This is a genomic window from Allobosea robiniae (assembly GCF_900102525.1).
Classification (GTDB): domain Bacteria; phylum Pseudomonadota; class Alphaproteobacteria; order Rhizobiales; family Beijerinckiaceae; genus Allobosea; species Allobosea robiniae.
This window is the reverse complement of record NZ_FNBZ01000011.1, coordinates 25,884-42,407: the sequence shown is the minus strand read 5'-3', so window position 1 is coordinate 42,407 and position 16,524 is coordinate 25,884. Positions and strand designations below refer to the sequence as shown.

Here is a 16,524-nt window from a genome sequence, read left to right as displayed (position 1 = left end):
GCCAGCGTCATGACGGATGTGGTCAGGCTCGGATCAGGGGTGCCGCGCGTCCCATTGCGGCGGGCTGATGATTTGGTGGATCGGATCGAGGTGTTGAAGAACGAAGCGGCCGCCAGAGGGTTTGGCACGCTGGCCTACTTCCTTGATACGGCCTTGATAGAGGCCAGGATGCAGAACCAACACATCAGCGATGACACCGCCATAGCGAGAGCCAAACCCGGTGAGCTTTGGCTCCCGGTTAGGGATCAGGAGTGATGGCTGAGCCGCCCGAGTTGCCCGAAATCGATCTCGATGTTGCGGATGTGAAGCGGATCGCGCTGACGACCGATCCGCAAGGCGAGACGATGATCAGCTTCGAGATGGCCAGCGGTCAGGTGATGAACCTGATGTTCTCACCGGAGATATTCGCGAAGCTCGAGGCCATGATGGCCAAGGCCAACGAGGCGCAAGCTCAGGTCTCACCGATCCAATAGGAGCGGAGCGCATGTGCGGACGGTTTAGCCAAGCCTACACGTGGGGCGAGATCTACGCCTTCAGCCAGCCTCTCACCGAGCCGGAATCGCCAGCCCGCAATCTGCAGGCCAGGTATAATATCGCCGCTACGACGACGATTGATATCCTGGTCAAGACCAATGTCGGTCGGGAACTATGGAAGGCACGCTGGGGTCTGATCCCCCCTTGGCACAAGGGAACGGCAAAGCAGATCAAGCCGCATATCAATTCCCGCGTTGAGGGCATCGACACCAACAGCCTTTTCAAGCGCGCCTATGTGAAGAACCGCTGCATTATCCCGGCGAGCGGCTTCTACGAGTGGACGGGCGAGGAGAAAAACAAGACGCCCCATTTCATCAGTCCCAGGGACGGCGCCATTCTCGCGTTCGCTGGCATCTGGGAGCGGTGGCGCGACGAGAACGGCGAGGAGATCATCAGCGCGAGCATCATCACCCGGGACGCGAACGATTGGATGCTGAAGATCCATACCCGCATGCCGGCAATGTTGCATCCCGACGACTTCGAAGCCTGGTTAGATGGCTCGGCCGGTAAGGACGTGCTGGTGCGCTCGTCGCCGGAGCTTCAGGAATGGGTCGTCGATCGCCGTATGAACAAATCGGGGGCCGGAGACGACGATCCGGCGACGGCCGCTCCGATCGAACTGGAGGCAGCCGCCCCGTCTGCTTCGCTGCCGGTGCAAGGCACTCTCTTCTGAGCCGGCTATCAGCATCGCCTGCATCGGAAGCATTTAGGCGACATTGGTCGAGGTAGAAACCCTGCGCCGCTTCTGGCCCTTAGCGGACTTTGGCATCGTCCGGTTTCAGGTGATGTGATCCGTCGTCTAGCACTCGACATCGCCGGGTAAATTTACTGACGCCAAGTGGCTGCTTGGCGAGGTCCGCTGCTTCCCGCATGTTAAGGCGATGGCCTATACCTGCCCCGCCTACTTTCTTCGGAGATGCAAGATGCGTCGCTTTCGAGCCGTTGCAGCAATCCTTCTCGCTGCGCTCGTTTTGCCGGCGCCTGGTGTGCAGGCGCAGTCCCGCATCAAGGCATTGATCGAGAGATTGCGAGGCGACACGATGCCGGACGGGATCGTCAAGACCAACGGTCGGATCGAGGCGACGCAGGTCGACGTTTCCTCGAAATATGCCGGTCGTCTGGCGGAAGTCACTGTGAAGGAAGGTGACGAGGTCACTGCCGGGCAGGTCATCGCCCGCATCGCGTCGCCCGAATACGAAGCGCAATTGCGGTCCGCACAGGCGCAGGTGCTGCGCGCTCGGCAGGCCCTCGCGGAGGCCGAGGCGCTCATCGCCCAGCGCAAGAGCGACCAGATCCTCGCCCGCACCGATGCCGAGCGGGGCAAGGAACTTGTCGCAAAGGGATATCTCAGCAAGCAGGTCGACGACCAGCGCTCGGCCAAGGCCGACGCGGCCGACGCGGCGCTGCGAGCCGCCCAGGCGCAGCGCGATCAGGCCCAGTTCGCGATCCACGCCTCCGAGGCCGATGCCGAGCAGATCAAGGCGATCTTGGTCGATCTCGTGCTGCTCGCGCCGCGCAGCGGGCGCGTCCAGTACCAGCTTGCCCGGAGCGGAGAGGTCGTCGCGGCGGGCACCCGCGTCGTCACCATCCTAGACCTCTCGGATGTCTACATGACGATCTATCTGCCGGCCGCGCAGGCGGGGCAGCTCGCGCTGGGCGACGAAGCGCGCATCATCCTCGACCCCGTGCCGCAATATGTCATCCCGGCGACGGTGAGCTTCGTCGCAGCCGATGCACAGTTCACGCCCAAGGTCGTCGAGACCGCCGAGGAGCGCGAGAAGCTGGTCTTCCGCGCCAAGCTACAGGTCGATCGCAACCTGCTCGCGAAATACCATCGGCAGGTGAAGACGGGCGTGCGCGGCCTCGGTTTCGTCCGCACGTCCCCCAGCGCGAAATGGCCTGACTCTCTCGCCGTGAAGCTGCCATGACGGAGGCCGGCCCCGCCGCCAGCCTCGCGGGGGTCACGCATCGCTACGGCAAGGTGATCGCCCTCGACGCGCTGACCCTCGATATTCCCGCCGGCCGGATGATCGGCGTGATCGGGCCGGACGGCGTCGGCAAATCGACCTTGCTTGCACTGGTCGCCGGGGTGCGGGCCATCCAGCAGGGCAACGTCCGTGCGCTTGGCGGTGATCTCGGTATCAAGGCTGAGCGCGAGGCCCGGCGCGGGCGCATCGCCTATATGCCGCAGGGACTCGGCCGCAATCTCTATCCGACGCTCTCGGTCTTCGAGAATATCGACTTCCATGCCCGGCTCTTCGGGCAGGACGCGGCCGAGCGCCGCAGCCGCATCGACGAATTGCTCAAGGCGACGGGGCTTGATCCCTTCGAGGCTAGGCCCGCCGCGAAGCTGTCCGGCGGCATGAAGCAGAAGCTCTCGCTCTGCTGCGCCCTGATCCATGATCCCGATCTGCTAGTCCTCGACGAGCCGACGACGGGCGTCGATCCGCTGTCGCGCGGCCAGTTCTGGGACCTGATCGACACGATCCGCACCCGCCGCCCGGGCATGAGCGTCATCGTCGCCACCGCCTATATGGAGGAGGCCGAGCGCTTCGACTGGCTCGTGGCGATGGATGACGGCAAGGCGATCGCCACCGGCACGCCTGCCGAACTCCGCGAAAAGGCCGGGCAAACGACGCTGGAAGGCGCCTTCGTCGCGCTATTGCCGGAAGTCAAGCGCGCGCAGCATCGGGAGGTCGCGCTGCGGCCGCGGGTCGTGAGCAACGATGCGACACCTGCGATCGAGGCGGAGGGCCTGACCCGCCGCTTCGGCGATTTCGTTGCGGTCGACCATGTCAGCTTCCGCATCGGCCGCGGCGAGATCTTCGGCTTCCTCGGCTCGAATGGCTGCGGCAAGTCGACGACGATGAAGATGCTGACCGGCCTGCTGCCCGCGACCGAAGGCACGGCCAGGCTTTTCGGCCAGCCGCTCGCGGCCGACGACATGGAAACGCGCCGCAATGTCGGCTACATGTCGCAGGCGTTTTCGCTCTACAGCGAGCTGACGGTCCGCCAGAATCTCGTGCTCCATGCCGAGCTCTATCATTTGCCACCGGCCGAGGTTCCCGGCCGGATCTCGGAGCTGCTGACCCGTTTCGATCTGGCTGATGTCGCCGACGAGCGGCCAGAGAGTCTGCCACTCGGCATCCGCCAGCGCCTGCAGCTCGCCGTCGCCGTCCTGCACAAGCCGGCCATGCTGATCCTCGACGAGCCGACATCGGGCGTCGACCCGATCGCGCGCGACGCCTTCTGGCGCACGCTGATCGACCTCTCGCGCGACGACGGCGTGACGATCTTCCTGTCGACGCATTTCATGAACGAGGCGGAGCGCTGCGATCGCATCTCCTTCATGCATGCAGGCAAGGTGCTAGCGGTCGGCACCCCGCCGGAGCTGGTGCAGAAACGCGGGGTCGATACGCTCGAAGAGGCCTTCATCGCCTATCTCAAGGAAGCCGCCGGCATTGAGGATACGCCAGCGGAGGCGGCTGCGGCGCCTGCCGGCGAAACCCGGCCGGCGCCCCCGGCCCGCCGCTTCGATCCGCGCCGGCTCTGGGCCTGCACCCGCCGCGAAACCATGGAGCTGCTGCGTGACCCGATCCGCTTGAGCTTCTCCTTCCTCGGGCCGCTCCTGCTGATGCTGGCCTTCGGCTTCGGCATTTCCTTCGATGTCGAGAACCTGAAATTCGCGGCCTTCGACCAGGATAACTCGATGGAGAGCCGGCAATTGGTCGAGGCCTTCTCCAGCTCGCGCTATTTCGACGAGCAGGCGCCGATCCGCTCCGCTGCCGAACTCGACCAGCGCCTGCGAAGCGGCGAGATTCAGCTTGCGATCGAGATCCCGCCCTCCTTCGGCCGCGACCTTATGGCGGCGCGAGCGCCAGAGCTCTCGGTCTGGCTCGATGGCGCCATGCCGTTCCGGGCCGAGACCACCCGCGGCTATGTCACGGGCCTGGCGACGCAATATGCGCAAGGTTTCGCGGCAGCGCAGGCCGCGTCGAGCCATGCGCCGTCGCCCGTCACGATCGAGACCCGCTTCCGCTACAATCAAGACTTCAAGAGCGCCAATGCGATGGTGCCGAGCGTGATCATGCTGATGCTGATCCTCATCCCGGCCATCATGTCGGCGATCGGCGTCGTCCGTGAGAAGGAGACCGGCTCGATCGCCAATTTCCGCTCGACGCCGATCAGCCGCTTTGAGTTCCTGTTCGGCAAGCAATTGCCCTATATCGCTGTGGCGATGGCGAGCTCCTTCATGCTGGCACTGATCTCGCTCACCGTCTTTGCGGTGCCGATCAAGGGGCCGACCTGGGTGCTGGTGCTGGCGACCCTGCTCTATGTCTCCGCCACGACCGGCTTCGGCCAGCTTATCTCTAGCTTCACCCGCACGCAGGTCTCGGCCGTCTTCGCGACCGCGATCCTGTCGATCATTCCCGCAGTCAATTTCTCCGGCCTGATGGTGCCGGTTGCCTCGCTCTCTGGCGGCGGCCGGATCATCGGCATGAGCTTGCCGCCGGCCTGGTACCAGCCGGTCAGTGTTGGCGTCTTCACCAAGGGGCTGGGGGCGGCCGAGCTCTGGCCCAATCTGGTGATGCTGGGCTTCTTCTTCCTGCTCTTCCTCGTCGTCGCGCAGCTGGCGCTACGCAAGCAGGAGGTGTGAGATGGCCGCGCTCGTCATCCATCTCCAGAATATCCTGCGCCTCGTCGTGAAGGAGCTGCGCAGCCTGCGTGCCGATCCGATCATGCTGGTGCTGGTGGCCTATACCTTCAGCATCGCCGTCTACACGGTTGCGACCGGCGTGAAGCTGGAGGCGCGCGACCTCACCATCGGGATCGTCGACGAGGACCAGTCGGAGTTCTCGCGCTCGCTGCTCGGTGCTTTCAACCCGCCGCTGTTCAAGGTCTCAAAGCGCATCGCCGCCTCGGAGATCGACGCCGAGATGAACTCCGGCCGGCTCGTCTTTGTGCTCGAGATCCCGCCCAAGTTCCAGGCGGACCTGTTGGCCAGGCGGCAGACGGCGCTGCAGCTCAATATCGACGCCACCGCGATGACCCAGGCCGGCAATGGCGCGGTCTATATCCAGCAGATCATCGCGCAGGAGATCGCGAACAGGCAGGCCGGGCGCGAGACAGCGACGGCGCTGCCGATCAATCTTGTGGTGCGGGCGCGCTTCAACCCCAATCTCGATTCCGGCTGGTTCAGCTCGGTCATGCAGGTGCTCAACAATGTCACCCTGCTGACAATCATCCTGACCGGTGCGGCCCTGATCCGGGAGCGCGAGCAGGGTACGGTCGAGCACCTGCTCGTGATGCCGGTCACGCCGGTCGAGATCATGCTCGCCAAGATGGTGGCGAACGCGCTGGTCATCCTGGTCGCTGCGGTGGCCTCGCTCGTGCTCGTTGTCGAGTGGGCTCTCGGTGTGCCGATCACCGGCTCGCTCCTGCTCTTCGTGCTCGGGACGGCGATCTATGCTTTTGCCGTCGCCGCGCTCGGCATCCTGCTCGGCACGCTGGCGACCACGATGGGGCAATTCGGCCTGCTCGCGATCCCGGTCTTCGTGGTGACGCAGCTCCTGTCCGGTGCAACGACCCCGATGGAAAGTATGCCGATCTGGCTGCAATGGATCATGCGGATCTTCTCGCCGACGCCGCATTTCGTCGCCTTCTCGCAAGGCGTGCTCTATCGCGGCGCAGGCCTTGACGTCGTCTGGCCCGAGATCGCCAAGATCATCGCGATCGGCGCAGCCTATTTCGCCTTCGCGCTCGCCCGCTTCCGGAAAGTGATCTTCGCTTGAAGGGGATTGGAGAGAGGCAAGGCCGGAGCGGTACCGATGCGTGAGATGGTCATCCATCTGAACCTGTTCGCCATCGCGCTAGCCGGCGCCATCGCCGGATTTTTCGCTAGCCGCTTCGGAGGACTCTGGACGCCGGATCAGATCTGGACGGCAGCCACCATCCCGGTTGCGGTGGCGCTCGCCGTCTCGATGCTGCGGGACATGCTGGCGGGCCGATTTGGCGTCGATGCGATCGCGCTCGTAGCGATGCTCGCGTCGATCGCCATGGGAGAACCGCTCGCCGGCGTGGTCGTCGCGATGATGTATTCCGGCGGCAACCTGCTGGAGGACTATGCGCGCGGCAAGGCTGAACGCGAGCTCCGCTCGCTGCGGGACCGGACGCCGCGCATCGCTCACCGTCAGGAGGCCGGCGGCCTCGTCGACATCGCCGCCGGGGACGTGGCGGCCGGCGACGAACTGCTGGTCCGCGCCGGCGAATTGCTGCCGGTCGATGGCGAACTGCTCGATGTCCGGGCCCAGCTCGACGAATCCGCCGTCACCGGCGAGCCTCTGCCGGAGACGAAGACGCGGGGCGCCGCGCTGCGCAGCGGTACGGTCAATGCCGGTGAAGCGTTCCGTTACCGTGCATCGGCCGCGGCGCATGAGAGCACCTATGCCGGCATCATCCGGATGGTGGAAGCGGCGCAGACCGCCAAGGCTCCCTTCATCCGCATGGCTGACCGCTTCGCGCTGCTACTGCTACCGGCGACGCTGATCGTCGCCGGCCTCGCATGGTGGCTGTCGGGCGATCCGATCCGCGCGCTCGCGGTGCTCGTCGTCGCCACGCCATGCCCATTGATCCTCGCCGCGCCAGTTGCCTTCATCGGCGGTGTCTCGCGTGCTGCGCGCTCCGGCATCCTGATGAAGGGCAGCTCGGCCATCGAGGCGCTGGGCCAGGTCCGCACGGCGATCTTCGACAAGACCGGCACCCTGACCGAGGGCGGCGCCCGGCTGATCGCGCTCGACACGGCACCGGGCGTCGAGGCGGGCGATATCCTGCGCCTCGTCGCCTCGCTCGAGCAAGCCTCGCACCATGTTCTCGCCGAGACCCTGGTCGCGCTGGCGCGCCAGAAGGCCTTGCCCCTGTCGGCACCCACTGCCGTTCGGGAGTACCGCGGCTCCGGCCTGGAAGGCGTCGTGGAGGGGCGGCATGTCCGCGCGGGATCGCGCCGCCTTGTGCTGGGCTATGGGCCGCTTCCTCCCTGGGCGACATCGGCCGGGACGAGCGGAGACATGGCGGCGGCGCTCGCTGTCTTCATCGCGGTCGAGGGCCAACCGGTCGCCTTCCTGGCCATGGCGGACGCAGTGCGCCCTGACGCCGCCGCAACCTTGCAGCGCCTACACGCGGCAGGGGTGAGCCGCATCCTGATGGTGACAGGGGACGATGCCGGCACGGCGAAGGCGGTCGCCGCCCAGCTCGCCATAAACGAAGTCCGGGCTGATTGCAGCCCGGCGGACAAGGTCGCCGCCGTCGCGGCCGAACAGGCGCGGCAGCCGACCGTTATGATCGGGGACGGCCTCAACGACGCTCCGGCGCTGGCGGCTGCCAATGTCGGCGTGGCGATGGGCGCGAGAGGAGCGACCGCCTCCTCCGAAGCCGCCGATGTGGTGATCCTCGTCGACCGGATCGACCGCGTTGCGGAAGCGGTCTCGATCGCGCAGCGGACGCGGGCGATCGCGCTGCAGAGCATCGTCGTCGGCCTCGGCCTGTCCGGGATCGCGATGGTCTTCGCCGCCTTCGGCTACATCCCGCCTGTCGCCGGCGCCTTCCTGCAACAGGGCATCGACATCGCCGTCATCATCAACGCCTTGCGTACATTGGTCGGGCCGTTGCAGCCGGGCCGCCCCGGTGTGGCCGCCCGGACGCCGCGCATCGCTGGCGAGGTTTGACCTGTCGCAAGGCTGTCGCGTTTGCCTCTATCAGGTTGCCTGTCTACCCTTCGGGGCCAATCGATGAGCGAGTGTTTCGACCATGGCGACCAGCCGCAACGCGACGAAGGCAGCGAGCCAGCCGAAGAGCCGCTCCGCCGCGCTCAGCCTACCCTGGTTCTGGCCGGTCGATGCCGCGCTGCGCCTGACCGAGCGCAATCTCGATTTCCTATCCGAGGCCGTGAAGATCACCCGCCCGCCGCCGCCGGACTGGGCCACGCCCAACACGGTGCGGCTCGACCTGCCGACCATGCGCCTGCGCGAATTCGGCAAGGTAGTGGCCGGCAGCATTCCCGTCCTGGTCGACGCACCCTATGCCGGCCACGGGGCCACCATTGCCGATTACGACAAGGGACAGAGCCTCGTCGAGGTGCTGCTGGCGAACGGCGTCGACCGTGTCCTCGTTACGGACTGGAAGCCGGCGACGCAGGAGATGCGGTATTTCAGCATCGACACCTATCTGGCTGAACTGAACGCTGCGATCGACGATCTCGGCGGCGAGGTGCACCTGGTCGGGCTCTGTCAGGGCGGCTGGCTGAGTGCGATGCTGGCCGCGCGCTTCCCGCACAAGGTGAAGTCGCTGGTGCTGGCGGGCTCGCCGATCGATGCCGACGCGGGTAACGGCCCGATCAAGCAGATGGCGCAGACCATGCCGCTGAAGAGCTATCGCGACATGGTCAAGCTTGGACGCGGCCTGATGCCGGGGCGCTTCATGCTCGCCGGCTGGAAGAACATGCATCCCGAGGAGCACTACGTCGATAAGTTCGTCCGGCTCTACCAGAACCTCGCCGACAGGAACTATCTCGACCGGACCGAGACCTTCGCCGCCTGGTACGAGAACCCGCTCGACCTGCCCGGCGTCTACTATCTTCAGGCCATCGAGCAGATCTTCAAGGAGAACCGCTTCGCCAAGGGCGCGTTCGTCGGCCTCGGTCGGCGCCTCAGCCTGAAGGACGTGACCTGCCCGGTCTATCTGCTGGCCGGCGCTGAGGACGACATCACCACCAGCGAGCAGGTCTTCGCAGCGGAGGACCTCGTCGGCACGCCGAAGAGAAAGATCGAGAAGAAGCTGGTGCCCGGCGGCCATATCGGCCTGTTCATGGGTCGCAAGACGCTGGGCGAGACATGGCCCGGCATCGCCCGCTGGCTTGTTGCGCAAAGCTAGAGAGGCGCCATGACGACGCTGACCTCCTCCGAGTACTTCCGGCTCGCGCTCGGCCGTTGCGAGGCTCTTCCGGCCGTGCGGACCGGGGTGGTACATCCCGTCAAGGCCAATGTGATCGAGGCGGTGGCCGATGCCGTCAGCGAGCAGCTGATTGCGCCTGTCCTGATCGGCCCGGCCGGCCGCATTCACGCTGCCGCACGGGAGGCCGGCATCGACATCTCGCCCTGGGAGATCGTCGATGCCGAGCACAGCCACGAAGCCGCGGCGAAGGCGGTCTCGCTGGCCGCCGCCGGCGAGCTTGATGCGTTGATGAAGGGCTCGCTCCATTCCGACGAGCTTCTGGGCGCGGTCGTCCGGGCCGATTCCGGATTGCGGACCGAGCGGCGCATCTCGCACGCCTTCGTGATGCATATCGAGAGCTATCCCAAGCCCTTCATCATCACCGACGCCGCGGTCAACATCGCGCCTAACCTGATGACGAAGGCCGATATCGTCCAGAATGCCGTCAATCTCTGGCATGTCGCGCTGAACGGCATCGACGAGTTGCCGAAGGTCGCGGTGCTCGCCGCCGTCGAGACCGTTAATCCTCATATGGCGGCAACGCTCGACGCCGCTGCTCTCTCGAAGATGGCCGATCGCGGCCAGATCACCGGAGCCATCGTCGATGGGCCGCTTGCCTTCGACAATGCGATCAGCGCCGCAGCAGCGAAGGAGAAGGGCATCGCCTCAGCCGTAGCCGGCCATGCCGATATCCTCCTTGTGCCCGAGATCGAGGCCGGCAACATGCTGGCGAAGCAACTCACCTTCCTGAGCGGTGCCGACGCTGCGGGCATCGTGCTCGGTGCGCGCGTGCCGATCATCCTGACGAGCCGCGCCGATAATCTGCGCGCGCGCCTGCTCTCTTGTGCGCTGGCCGTTCTCCTGGCGGAAGCGCGCCGCACGGGGCGGATCAAGTGATCGACACCGTCCTCGTCCTCAATGCCGGCTCGTCCAGCCTCAAGTTCCAGGTCTTTCGCGTCGGTGATCTCGACGTTCTGGCGCGCGGCAAGGCCGTGCGCCTTGGCGAGCCCGAGCCTGCCATGGACGCGAGCCTCGCGGACGGCACCCGGGAGCGCATCGCGCTGCCGCCGGCCTGCGATCACGATACCGCTCTCGCGGCCGTCCTCGCCTTCGTCGACCGCCACGACGATGCTTGGCGGATGAAGGCGGTGGTTCATCGCATCGTCCATGGCGGCGAACGCTTTGTCGACGCTGTCGTGGTCACACCCGAGGTTTTTGCGGCGCTAGAGGCGCTTTCGCCGCTCGCGCCGCTGCACCAGCCCCATAACCTGGCCGCGGTGACCGCTGCCCGGCGCCTGATGGGCGACGTCCCGAACATCGCCTGTTTCGACACAGCCTTTCACGCCCGGCACGATGCGCTGACCCATAACTTCGCACTCGGGCAGGATCTGCGCGACAGGGGCATCCGCCGCTATGGCTTCCACGGCCTGTCCTATCAATGGCTGGAGATGGTGCTGGCGGAGCAGCATCCGCATCTCCATGCGGGCCGTGTCGTGGCGGCCCATCTCGGTAATGGCGCGAGCCTGTGCGCCATCCAGGGCGGGCGCAGCATCGACACGACCATGGGAATGACGACCCTCGATGGCCTGCCAATGGGGACGCGCTGCGGCGCGCTTGATGCCGGGGCGGTGCTCTACATGTTCCAGAGCCTGGGGATGAACGCGCAGGAGGTCTCGGACGCGCTCTATGAACGCTCGGGTCTGCTCGGGTTGTCGGGCCTTTCCAACGACGTCGAGACGCTGCTGAAAAGCGACGACCCGCGCGCCCGCTTCGCTCTCGACTATTTCGCGCTCAAGGTCGCGCAGTTCGCTGCATTCATGGCCGCCGCCATCGGTGGGATCGACGCGCTCGTCTTCACTGGCGGCATCGGCGAGCACGCAGCTCCGGTGCGCGATGCGATCGTCGAACGCCTCCGCTTTCTCGGCGCATTCGAAGTCATCGTGATCAAGGCGAACGAAGAGCGTGTGATGGCGCTGCAAGCGCGCGCATGTCTCGCCGGAGAGGGATAGAGACAATAGCTCTTACAGCCGCGTGACGCACTCCGCATGGGGCAGCGAGCGAATTCACCCGCTCAGTCGACATGCAGATCGCAATACGTCGCTTCTTGAGCAATGGCGACTACACAGGCTGATCGACAGCGGGGCGTGTCATCGAAAACGTCCATTGCCGGCTGTGGTCATTGCAAAACTGAAGTTGGCTCATATCGAGAGAGGACAGGTGACCTTCCGGGCGCGCCAATGTCTGTTTCTCGAAGGCCGCCCAACGTCCGCAACTGGCGCAGGGCGCGCTCCTCGCCGCGGTTTTGGCCAAGAGGCGTGAGAGGGCCATCCGTCTTTGATAGAATTTTGGTGGATGCGGCATCCCAAGAAGGGGATCTGCCATGGATATCCAAGCGCAGAACCAACTACCCCATCAGGCCTGGAACCTCGGGCGCATCATCGGGCCGAAACCACCTCTGAAGCCAAAGCACATCTGGGCGTTGCGGACGCGGCTTCAGCATGAAGGGCGAACTCGCGATCTCGCCATGTTCAATCTAGCAATCGACAGCAAGCTGCGGGGTTGCGATCTCGTTCGCCTTCGGGTCGGAGATGTCGTCCTCGGAGGCACTGTTCGCCTCCGAACCGCGATCGTTCAACAGAAGACCGGGCGGCCGGTACCATTCGAACTGACGGACTCAGCCCGGGAAGCGCTTGCCGCCTGGCTTAGAAAGCGAGGTTCGCGTGAGGACGACTGGCTCTTCCCGAGCCGCAGCCGGCCTGGCGATCACATCACAACGCGCCAATACGGCCGCCTTCTGGACTACTGGGTCGCCCTGATCGGATTGAACCCAGCGCTCTACGGAACGCACAGTCTCCGGCGCACGAAGGTCGCGCTGATCTATAAGCGCACCGGCAATCTGCGCGCCTGCCAGCTTCTTCTCGGTCACACGAAGCTGGAAAGCACCGTGCGCTACCTCGGCATCGAGGTTGACGATGCGCTTCTCCTTTCGGAGCAAACAGACCTATGAGCTGTGGCACGGCGGGCTCCCGCCGTGCCAGTCCCGCCGTTCGGCCCACAGAAAACTTGGGTCGGAAGCGTTCGTTCCCCATACTATCGGGAAATGTCCGGTTCCGGCGCGGTCCAATCTTCCGTCACAGCGCAGAACCGAGATGCACGGGTCAATGGCCGCCCTAATGCGCGCCAGCGCTGCGCGGCTACAGATTTGACGTGTCTAATCGGGTCGATGGCGCATGTCTGCGATTGCGCGCATAGTGCTCACTGGCATGAGGGGGAACTCATCATCACCGACGCGGCTCGCCGCGCAGAAGGCATCGCGTGAAACTCCGGATCGGCTACGAGCTCGACTACGACTTTCCACAACCTACCCCGTTGATCTTGATGCTGAACGTGCATTTCAGCCGGTTCTCGGATCTAGAGACGCCCGACTACATGCGAATTGAGCCATCGGTACCGATCAGCGCTTACCGCGACGGTTTCGGCAACTGGTGTAGCCGGTTGCTCGCACCGGCAGGCGCAATGCGCATCACCGCCGACGCCCTGATTTCCGACAGCGGTCTGCCCGAGACCACGAACTTGAGCGCCGGGCAGGTTTCAGTCGACCTCCTGCCGGAGGAGACCATCGTCTTCCTCTTGGCAAGCCGCTTCTGCGATAGCGACCGCCTGCTCGATCTGGCCTGGCAGCTTTTTGGGCATACGCCACCCGGCGCACCACGCGTGCAGGCGATCTGCGATTTCGTGCACCAGCGCATCGCCTTCGACTATAATGATGCCAGCGTGACGCGCACAGCCACAGAGGCGTATCGCGAAGGTCGCGGCGTGTGCCGCGACTATGCCCACCTGGCGATCGCCTTCTGCCGGGCACTGAACATCCCGGCGCGCTATTGCACCTGCTATCTGGGCGATGTCGGCACGCCACCACCTTGGCCACCGGGCGATTTCGCCGCATCCTTCGAGGCTTACCTCGAGGGCGGCTGGCAGATGTTCGACCCTCGCAACAACGTGCCGCGCATCGGCCGCGTGTTGATCGCGCGTGGCCGCGACGCAGCCGACGTCGCCATCGCCACGACCTTCGGCCCCAACACGTTGAAGGGCTTCAGGGTCTGGACAGACGAGGTCGCCGCGGCTGGGTGATAACGGCTCGCGCTCGATAATCCTTGAGGGGAATTATTTCTTCTTCGGCGCTGTTGCCTTGATAGCCGCCGCCGCTAGGGTCGACGGCGCGGCGGCGATCACCTTCGGCTTTTCCTTTTTGGGCTTCTTCGCTTCGCGATTGCCGCGCTGTTCGCCTTTGGCCATTTTAGTCTCCTGTCATGACGAAGAGCGGGCTGCTTGGCCTGCTGCCGGTTTCGTGGACACCGAGATTGGGTGTTTCATGAAACCGGAGGTGGCGTATGCGGCGACGACAGTTTGGGCGTGAGTTCAAGATCGAGGCGGTCCGCCTGATCAAGGATCGCGGAGTGAGTGTGGCGCAGGCGTCTCGGGACCTGGATGTCCATGAGAACCAGTTGCGCAAATGGGTGAAGCTCTTTTCTGCCGATCCAGCGCAAGCCTTTCCCGGCCACGGCCAGATGAAGCCGGAGCAGCTTGAGATCGAGAAGCTGCGGCGCGAGGTGGCCAAGCTCAAGGCGGAGCGCGATATCCTAAAAAAGGCCGCAGCCTACTTCGCGAAGGACGTGACATGAGGTTCACGTTCATTGCGAAGCACCGGGGGATCTGGCCGGTGGCATGGCTTTGCGAAGCGCTGGATGTGTCGCGCTCAGGCTTCCAGGCCTGGCTCAACCGATCACCGAGCCGTCGAGCACGCGACGACGAGGAGATCGGCAACAGGGTCCGGGCAAGCTTCCTTGGTTCGGATCGAACCTATGGTGCCAGGCGTGTCTGGCGGGACGTGCTGGCGGTAGGTATCGATTGCGGCCTGCATCGCATCGAGAGGCTGATGCGTGCCCAAGCTTTGCGTGCCAGGCCGCGTCGGCGCAGCCTGCCCAAGGACGGTGGCCAGCGATCGGCCATCGCGCCGAATTGGCTCGGCCGGGAGTTCCATGCCGAGCGTCCGAACCAGCGCTGGATCGCCGACTTCACCTATATCTGGACCGCGGAGGGTTGGCTTTACGTTGCCGCCGTCATCGACCTCTTCTCCCGCCGTGTGGTGGGCTGGTCGATGAAGCCCGATATGACCGACGAGCTCGTGACCGATGCGCTGATGATGGCGATCTGGCGCAGAGGAAAGCCAGATGCCCTACTGCACCATTCGGACCAGGGCAGCCAGTATGCCAGCGAGCAGTTCCAGAAGCTCATGGCTGACAACGGCGTCACCTGCTCGATGAGCCGCTCTGGCAATGTCTGGGACAACGCCGCGATGGAGAGCTTCTTCTCGTCGCTGAAGACCGAGCGGATCAGAGGCAGGGTGTACCGGACACTTAACGAGGCTCGTGCGGATGTGTTCGATTACATCGAGCGCTTCTACAATGCCGTTCGTAGGCACTCGACCATCGGCTACATCAGCCCGGTCGAGTTCGAAAAGAAGGTCGGGTTAGCTTAACTGAGCGTCCACGAAACCGGCAGCAGGCCAATAGTTGCCCTGGCATCTTGGTTAGGATGTCCGCTTCCTGGCAGAGTCGCAATGGCAGCAATTGGCGCGGTTCCGTCGCGTGCCCCCTTCCTTCGCCCCCTGCGAAGCGCTTCTTGAGCGAACCGGCTTCCCCTGGTAGCCTCCGCCAGGATCAGCTTCTCATGCGTTAGGTCCGGGACCGCCTTGCGAAGCCGCGCGTTCTCCTTCTCGAGGTCCTTCAACCGCTTCACCTGATCACTCTTCAGGCCGCCGAACTCCTTGCGCCAACGGTAATAAGTGAAGGCGGTCACCCCGATCGTACGGATCGCCTCGGCAACTGGTCGATCTTGCGATAACGACACGTCGACCTGCCGAAGCTTATGCTTCTTCTGCGCCATAGCGGCACCCTCCAAGGCTCAAAAACCTACTTCACGGAGGACCACTTTTCAGGGGGCCGGCCAATTTCGCCGTCGGGCGCGGTATTCTCTTTCTGACCTCCACTGTCCCGCCAGCTCACAGCCACTTGCGTGTCATCTCGGGCCCGCCCGACGTCCAGATTTATATGAGCGCCTTAACTCTCTGGTATATGTGCTCATAGCAAGGGCGCGCTTTGCCGATAGGCGCACTGCGGTGCGTCCCCAAGTTCCCAAAACGCATGAGGATTCATGGCTCTGTCCGAACGAACCTTGCGATAAAAGTAGCGTTCTGTTGGGTTAACTCTATGTTAATCTGCGGCTTTACTGTTATTCTCGCCTGAGCAAGGATGGGGCATGCAGTACGGATCGGCCGCTCGGGTTTCCATTGCAATTGTCGATGACCATCCGCTTCTGGCGGAGGGGATCGCGACGGTACTTGCCCGCCGCGAGAACTATGCTGTCGTCGAAATGGGGGCCAGTGCGACGGATATCGTCGCTATCCTCGGCCGGAGCGCTTGCGATATCCTGATCGTCGATCTGAACATGCCTGGCGACGTCTTCGCCGCGATTGCCGAGCTGCGCGAGATCGCGCCGGACTGCCGGGTGGTGGTCTTCACCGCCTCGACCGAGACGGAGCATGCCGCGAAGGCGCTCGGCGCCGGTGCGGCTGGCTATGTGCTCAAGGGGAGTAGTGCCGGCGAATTGCTCGACGCGGTCGAGGCTGCTTTGCGTGGCGAGGTTTATATCACGCCCAGTTTTGCGGCGAAGGTGATCGGGGCGCTGCACAACAAAGCGGTGGAGAAGCAGACTCCGCTCAGCACCAAGCTGAGCGTCCGCGAGGAGCAGATCGTCCGCCTGCTACTCTGCGGCAAGCAGAACCGCGAGATCGCGCACTGTCTCGATCTCAGTGAGAAGACGGTCAAGAGCTACATGACCAATCTGATGACCAAGCTCCGGGCCCGTAACCGGCTCGAAGTCGTCATCGCCGCCCAGAAGCTCAGGCCGGCCGACTTCTCGTCGGCGGGACGCTGAGGCCGAAGC

15 protein-coding genes and 1 pseudogene are annotated in these 16,524 nt (G+C 64.4%); 14 read left to right on the top strand and 2 right to left on the bottom strand.

Annotated features, from left to right (window positions below):
* The first annotated feature begins 9 nt into the window (after positions 1 to 9).
* From BLQ70_RS23855 to BLQ70_RS23800, 12 genes are all read left to right on the top strand, one after another.
* Positions 10 to 255, top strand: coding sequence for a hypothetical protein (locus BLQ70_RS23855; protein WP_091862381.1), 246 nt, complete (start codon positions 10 to 12; stop codon positions 253 to 255).
* Complete coding sequence (locus BLQ70_RS23850) at positions 255 to 473, top strand: hypothetical protein (protein WP_091862378.1); 219 nt, start codon at positions 255 to 257, stop codon at positions 471 to 473. The genes BLQ70_RS23855 and BLQ70_RS23850 overlap by 1 nt, the downstream gene beginning before the upstream one ends.
* Positions 474 to 484: 11 nt before the next feature.
* Entirely contained in the window at positions 485 to 1,207 is a 723-nt protein-coding gene (locus BLQ70_RS23845) for an SOS response-associated peptidase (RefSeq protein WP_091862374.1), read from the top strand.
* 250 nt (positions 1,208 to 1,457) lie between these two features.
* Entirely contained in the window at positions 1,458 to 2,462 is a 1,005-nt protein-coding gene (locus BLQ70_RS23840) for an HlyD family secretion protein (protein ID WP_091862371.1), read from the top strand.
* Positions 2,459 to 5,191, top strand: coding sequence for a ribosome-associated ATPase/putative transporter RbbA (gene rbbA, locus BLQ70_RS23835; protein ID WP_091862368.1), 2,733 nt, complete (start codon positions 2,459 to 2,461; stop codon positions 5,189 to 5,191). Before BLQ70_RS23840 ends, rbbA begins: the two co-directional genes overlap by 4 nt.
* 1 nt (position 5,192) lies before the next feature.
* Positions 5,193 to 6,326: an ABC transporter permease gene (locus BLQ70_RS23830; protein WP_091862365.1), complete on the top strand. Its 1,134-nt coding sequence runs from the start codon at positions 5,193 to 5,195 to the stop codon at positions 6,324 to 6,326.
* 36 nt (positions 6,327 to 6,362) lie between these two features.
* Entirely contained in the window at positions 6,363 to 8,255 is a 1,893-nt protein-coding gene (locus BLQ70_RS23825) for a heavy metal translocating P-type ATPase (RefSeq protein ID WP_091862362.1), read from the top strand.
* An 82-nt stretch (positions 8,256 to 8,337) separates the two neighbouring features.
* Positions 8,338 to 9,459: an alpha/beta fold hydrolase gene (locus BLQ70_RS23820; protein WP_091862357.1), complete on the top strand. Its 1,122-nt coding sequence runs from the start codon at positions 8,338 to 8,340 to the stop codon at positions 9,457 to 9,459.
* Positions 9,460 to 9,468: 9 nt separating this feature from the next.
* Positions 9,469 to 10,416 (top strand): bifunctional enoyl-CoA hydratase/phosphate acetyltransferase, encoded by a 948-nt coding sequence (locus BLQ70_RS23815; RefSeq protein ID WP_091862352.1) that lies wholly within the window; start codon positions 9,469 to 9,471, stop codon positions 10,414 to 10,416.
* Complete coding sequence (locus BLQ70_RS23810; RefSeq protein ID WP_091862349.1) at positions 10,413 to 11,528, top strand: acetate/propionate family kinase; 1,116 nt, start codon at positions 10,413 to 10,415, stop codon at positions 11,526 to 11,528. The genes BLQ70_RS23815 and BLQ70_RS23810 overlap by 4 nt, the downstream gene beginning before the upstream one ends.
* 371 nt (positions 11,529 to 11,899) lie before the next feature.
* Positions 11,900 to 12,526, top strand: a complete 627-nt coding sequence (locus tag BLQ70_RS23805) for a tyrosine-type recombinase/integrase (protein WP_091862347.1) — start codon at positions 11,900 to 11,902, stop codon at positions 12,524 to 12,526.
* A gap of 308 nt (positions 12,527 to 12,834) precedes the next feature.
* On the top strand, positions 12,835 to 13,650 hold the full coding sequence (locus BLQ70_RS23800; RefSeq protein ID WP_091862342.1) for a transglutaminase-like domain-containing protein: 816 nt from the start codon (positions 12,835 to 12,837) through the stop codon (positions 13,648 to 13,650).
* Positions 13,651 to 13,683: 33 nt separating this feature from the next.
* On the opposite strand, the gene BLQ70_RS26170 is transcribed toward BLQ70_RS23800, so the two are convergent.
* A complete protein-coding gene (locus BLQ70_RS26170) occupies positions 13,684 to 13,815 on the bottom strand; it encodes a hypothetical protein (protein WP_280140841.1) in 132 nt (43 codons plus the stop codon).
* 95 nt (positions 13,816 to 13,910) lie between these two features.
* Here BLQ70_RS26170 and BLQ70_RS23795 point away from each other — a divergent pair.
* A protein-coding gene (locus BLQ70_RS23795) for an IS3 family transposase (protein ID WP_091862337.1) occupies positions 13,911 to 15,058 on the top strand; the annotation gives its coding sequence in 2 pieces (ribosomal slippage) (positions 13,911 to 14,160 and positions 14,160 to 15,058; 1,149 coding nt in all).
* Positions 15,059 to 15,216: 158 nt separating this feature from the next.
* On the opposite strand, the pseudogene BLQ70_RS23790 reads toward BLQ70_RS23795, so the two are convergent.
* Positions 15,217 to 15,465: pseudogene (locus tag BLQ70_RS23790) on the bottom strand (transposase); the annotation flags it as partial.
* Between the two features lie 372 nt (positions 15,466 to 15,837).
* On the opposite strand from BLQ70_RS23790, the gene BLQ70_RS23785 reads away from it, so the two are divergent.
* On the top strand, positions 15,838 to 16,515 hold the full coding sequence (locus tag BLQ70_RS23785; RefSeq protein WP_091862334.1) for a response regulator: 678 nt from the start codon (positions 15,838 to 15,840) through the stop codon (positions 16,513 to 16,515).
* Positions 16,516 to 16,524 lie beyond the last annotated feature (9 nt).

Excerpts from the sequence above, each read along its gene's own strand:
- BLQ70_RS23840 (WP_091862371.1), top strand. The coding sequence starts at position 1,458 with ATGCGTCGCTTTCGAGCCGTTGCAGCAATCCTTCTCGCTGCGCTCGTT.
- BLQ70_RS23820 (WP_091862357.1), top strand. The coding sequence starts at position 8,338 with ATGGCGACCAGCCGCAACGCGACGAAGGCAGCGAGCCAGCCGAAGAGC.
- BLQ70_RS26170 (WP_280140841.1), bottom strand. The coding sequence starts at position 13,815 with ATGGCCAAAGGCGAACAGCGCGGCAATCGCGAAGCGAAGAAGCCCAAA.
- BLQ70_RS23815 (WP_091862352.1), top strand. The coding sequence starts at position 9,469 with ATGACGACGCTGACCTCCTCCGAGTACTTCCGGCTCGCGCTCGGCCGT.
- BLQ70_RS23845 (WP_091862374.1), top strand. The coding sequence starts at position 485 with ATGTGCGGACGGTTTAGCCAAGCCTACACGTGGGGCGAGATCTACGCC.
- BLQ70_RS23850 (WP_091862378.1), top strand. The coding sequence starts at position 255 with ATGGCTGAGCCGCCCGAGTTGCCCGAAATCGATCTCGATGTTGCGGAT.
- rbbA (WP_091862368.1), top strand. The coding sequence starts at position 2,459 with ATGACGGAGGCCGGCCCCGCCGCCAGCCTCGCGGGGGTCACGCATCGC.
- BLQ70_RS23855 (WP_091862381.1), top strand. The coding sequence starts at position 10 with ATGACGGATGTGGTCAGGCTCGGATCAGGGGTGCCGCGCGTCCCATTG.
- BLQ70_RS23805 (WP_091862347.1), top strand. The coding sequence starts at position 11,900 with ATGGATATCCAAGCGCAGAACCAACTACCCCATCAGGCCTGGAACCTC.
- BLQ70_RS23825 (WP_091862362.1), top strand. The coding sequence starts at position 6,363 with ATGCGTGAGATGGTCATCCATCTGAACCTGTTCGCCATCGCGCTAGCC.
- BLQ70_RS23830 (WP_091862365.1), top strand. The coding sequence starts at position 5,193 with ATGGCCGCGCTCGTCATCCATCTCCAGAATATCCTGCGCCTCGTCGTG.
- BLQ70_RS23785 (WP_091862334.1), top strand. The coding sequence starts at position 15,838 with ATGCAGTACGGATCGGCCGCTCGGGTTTCCATTGCAATTGTCGATGAC.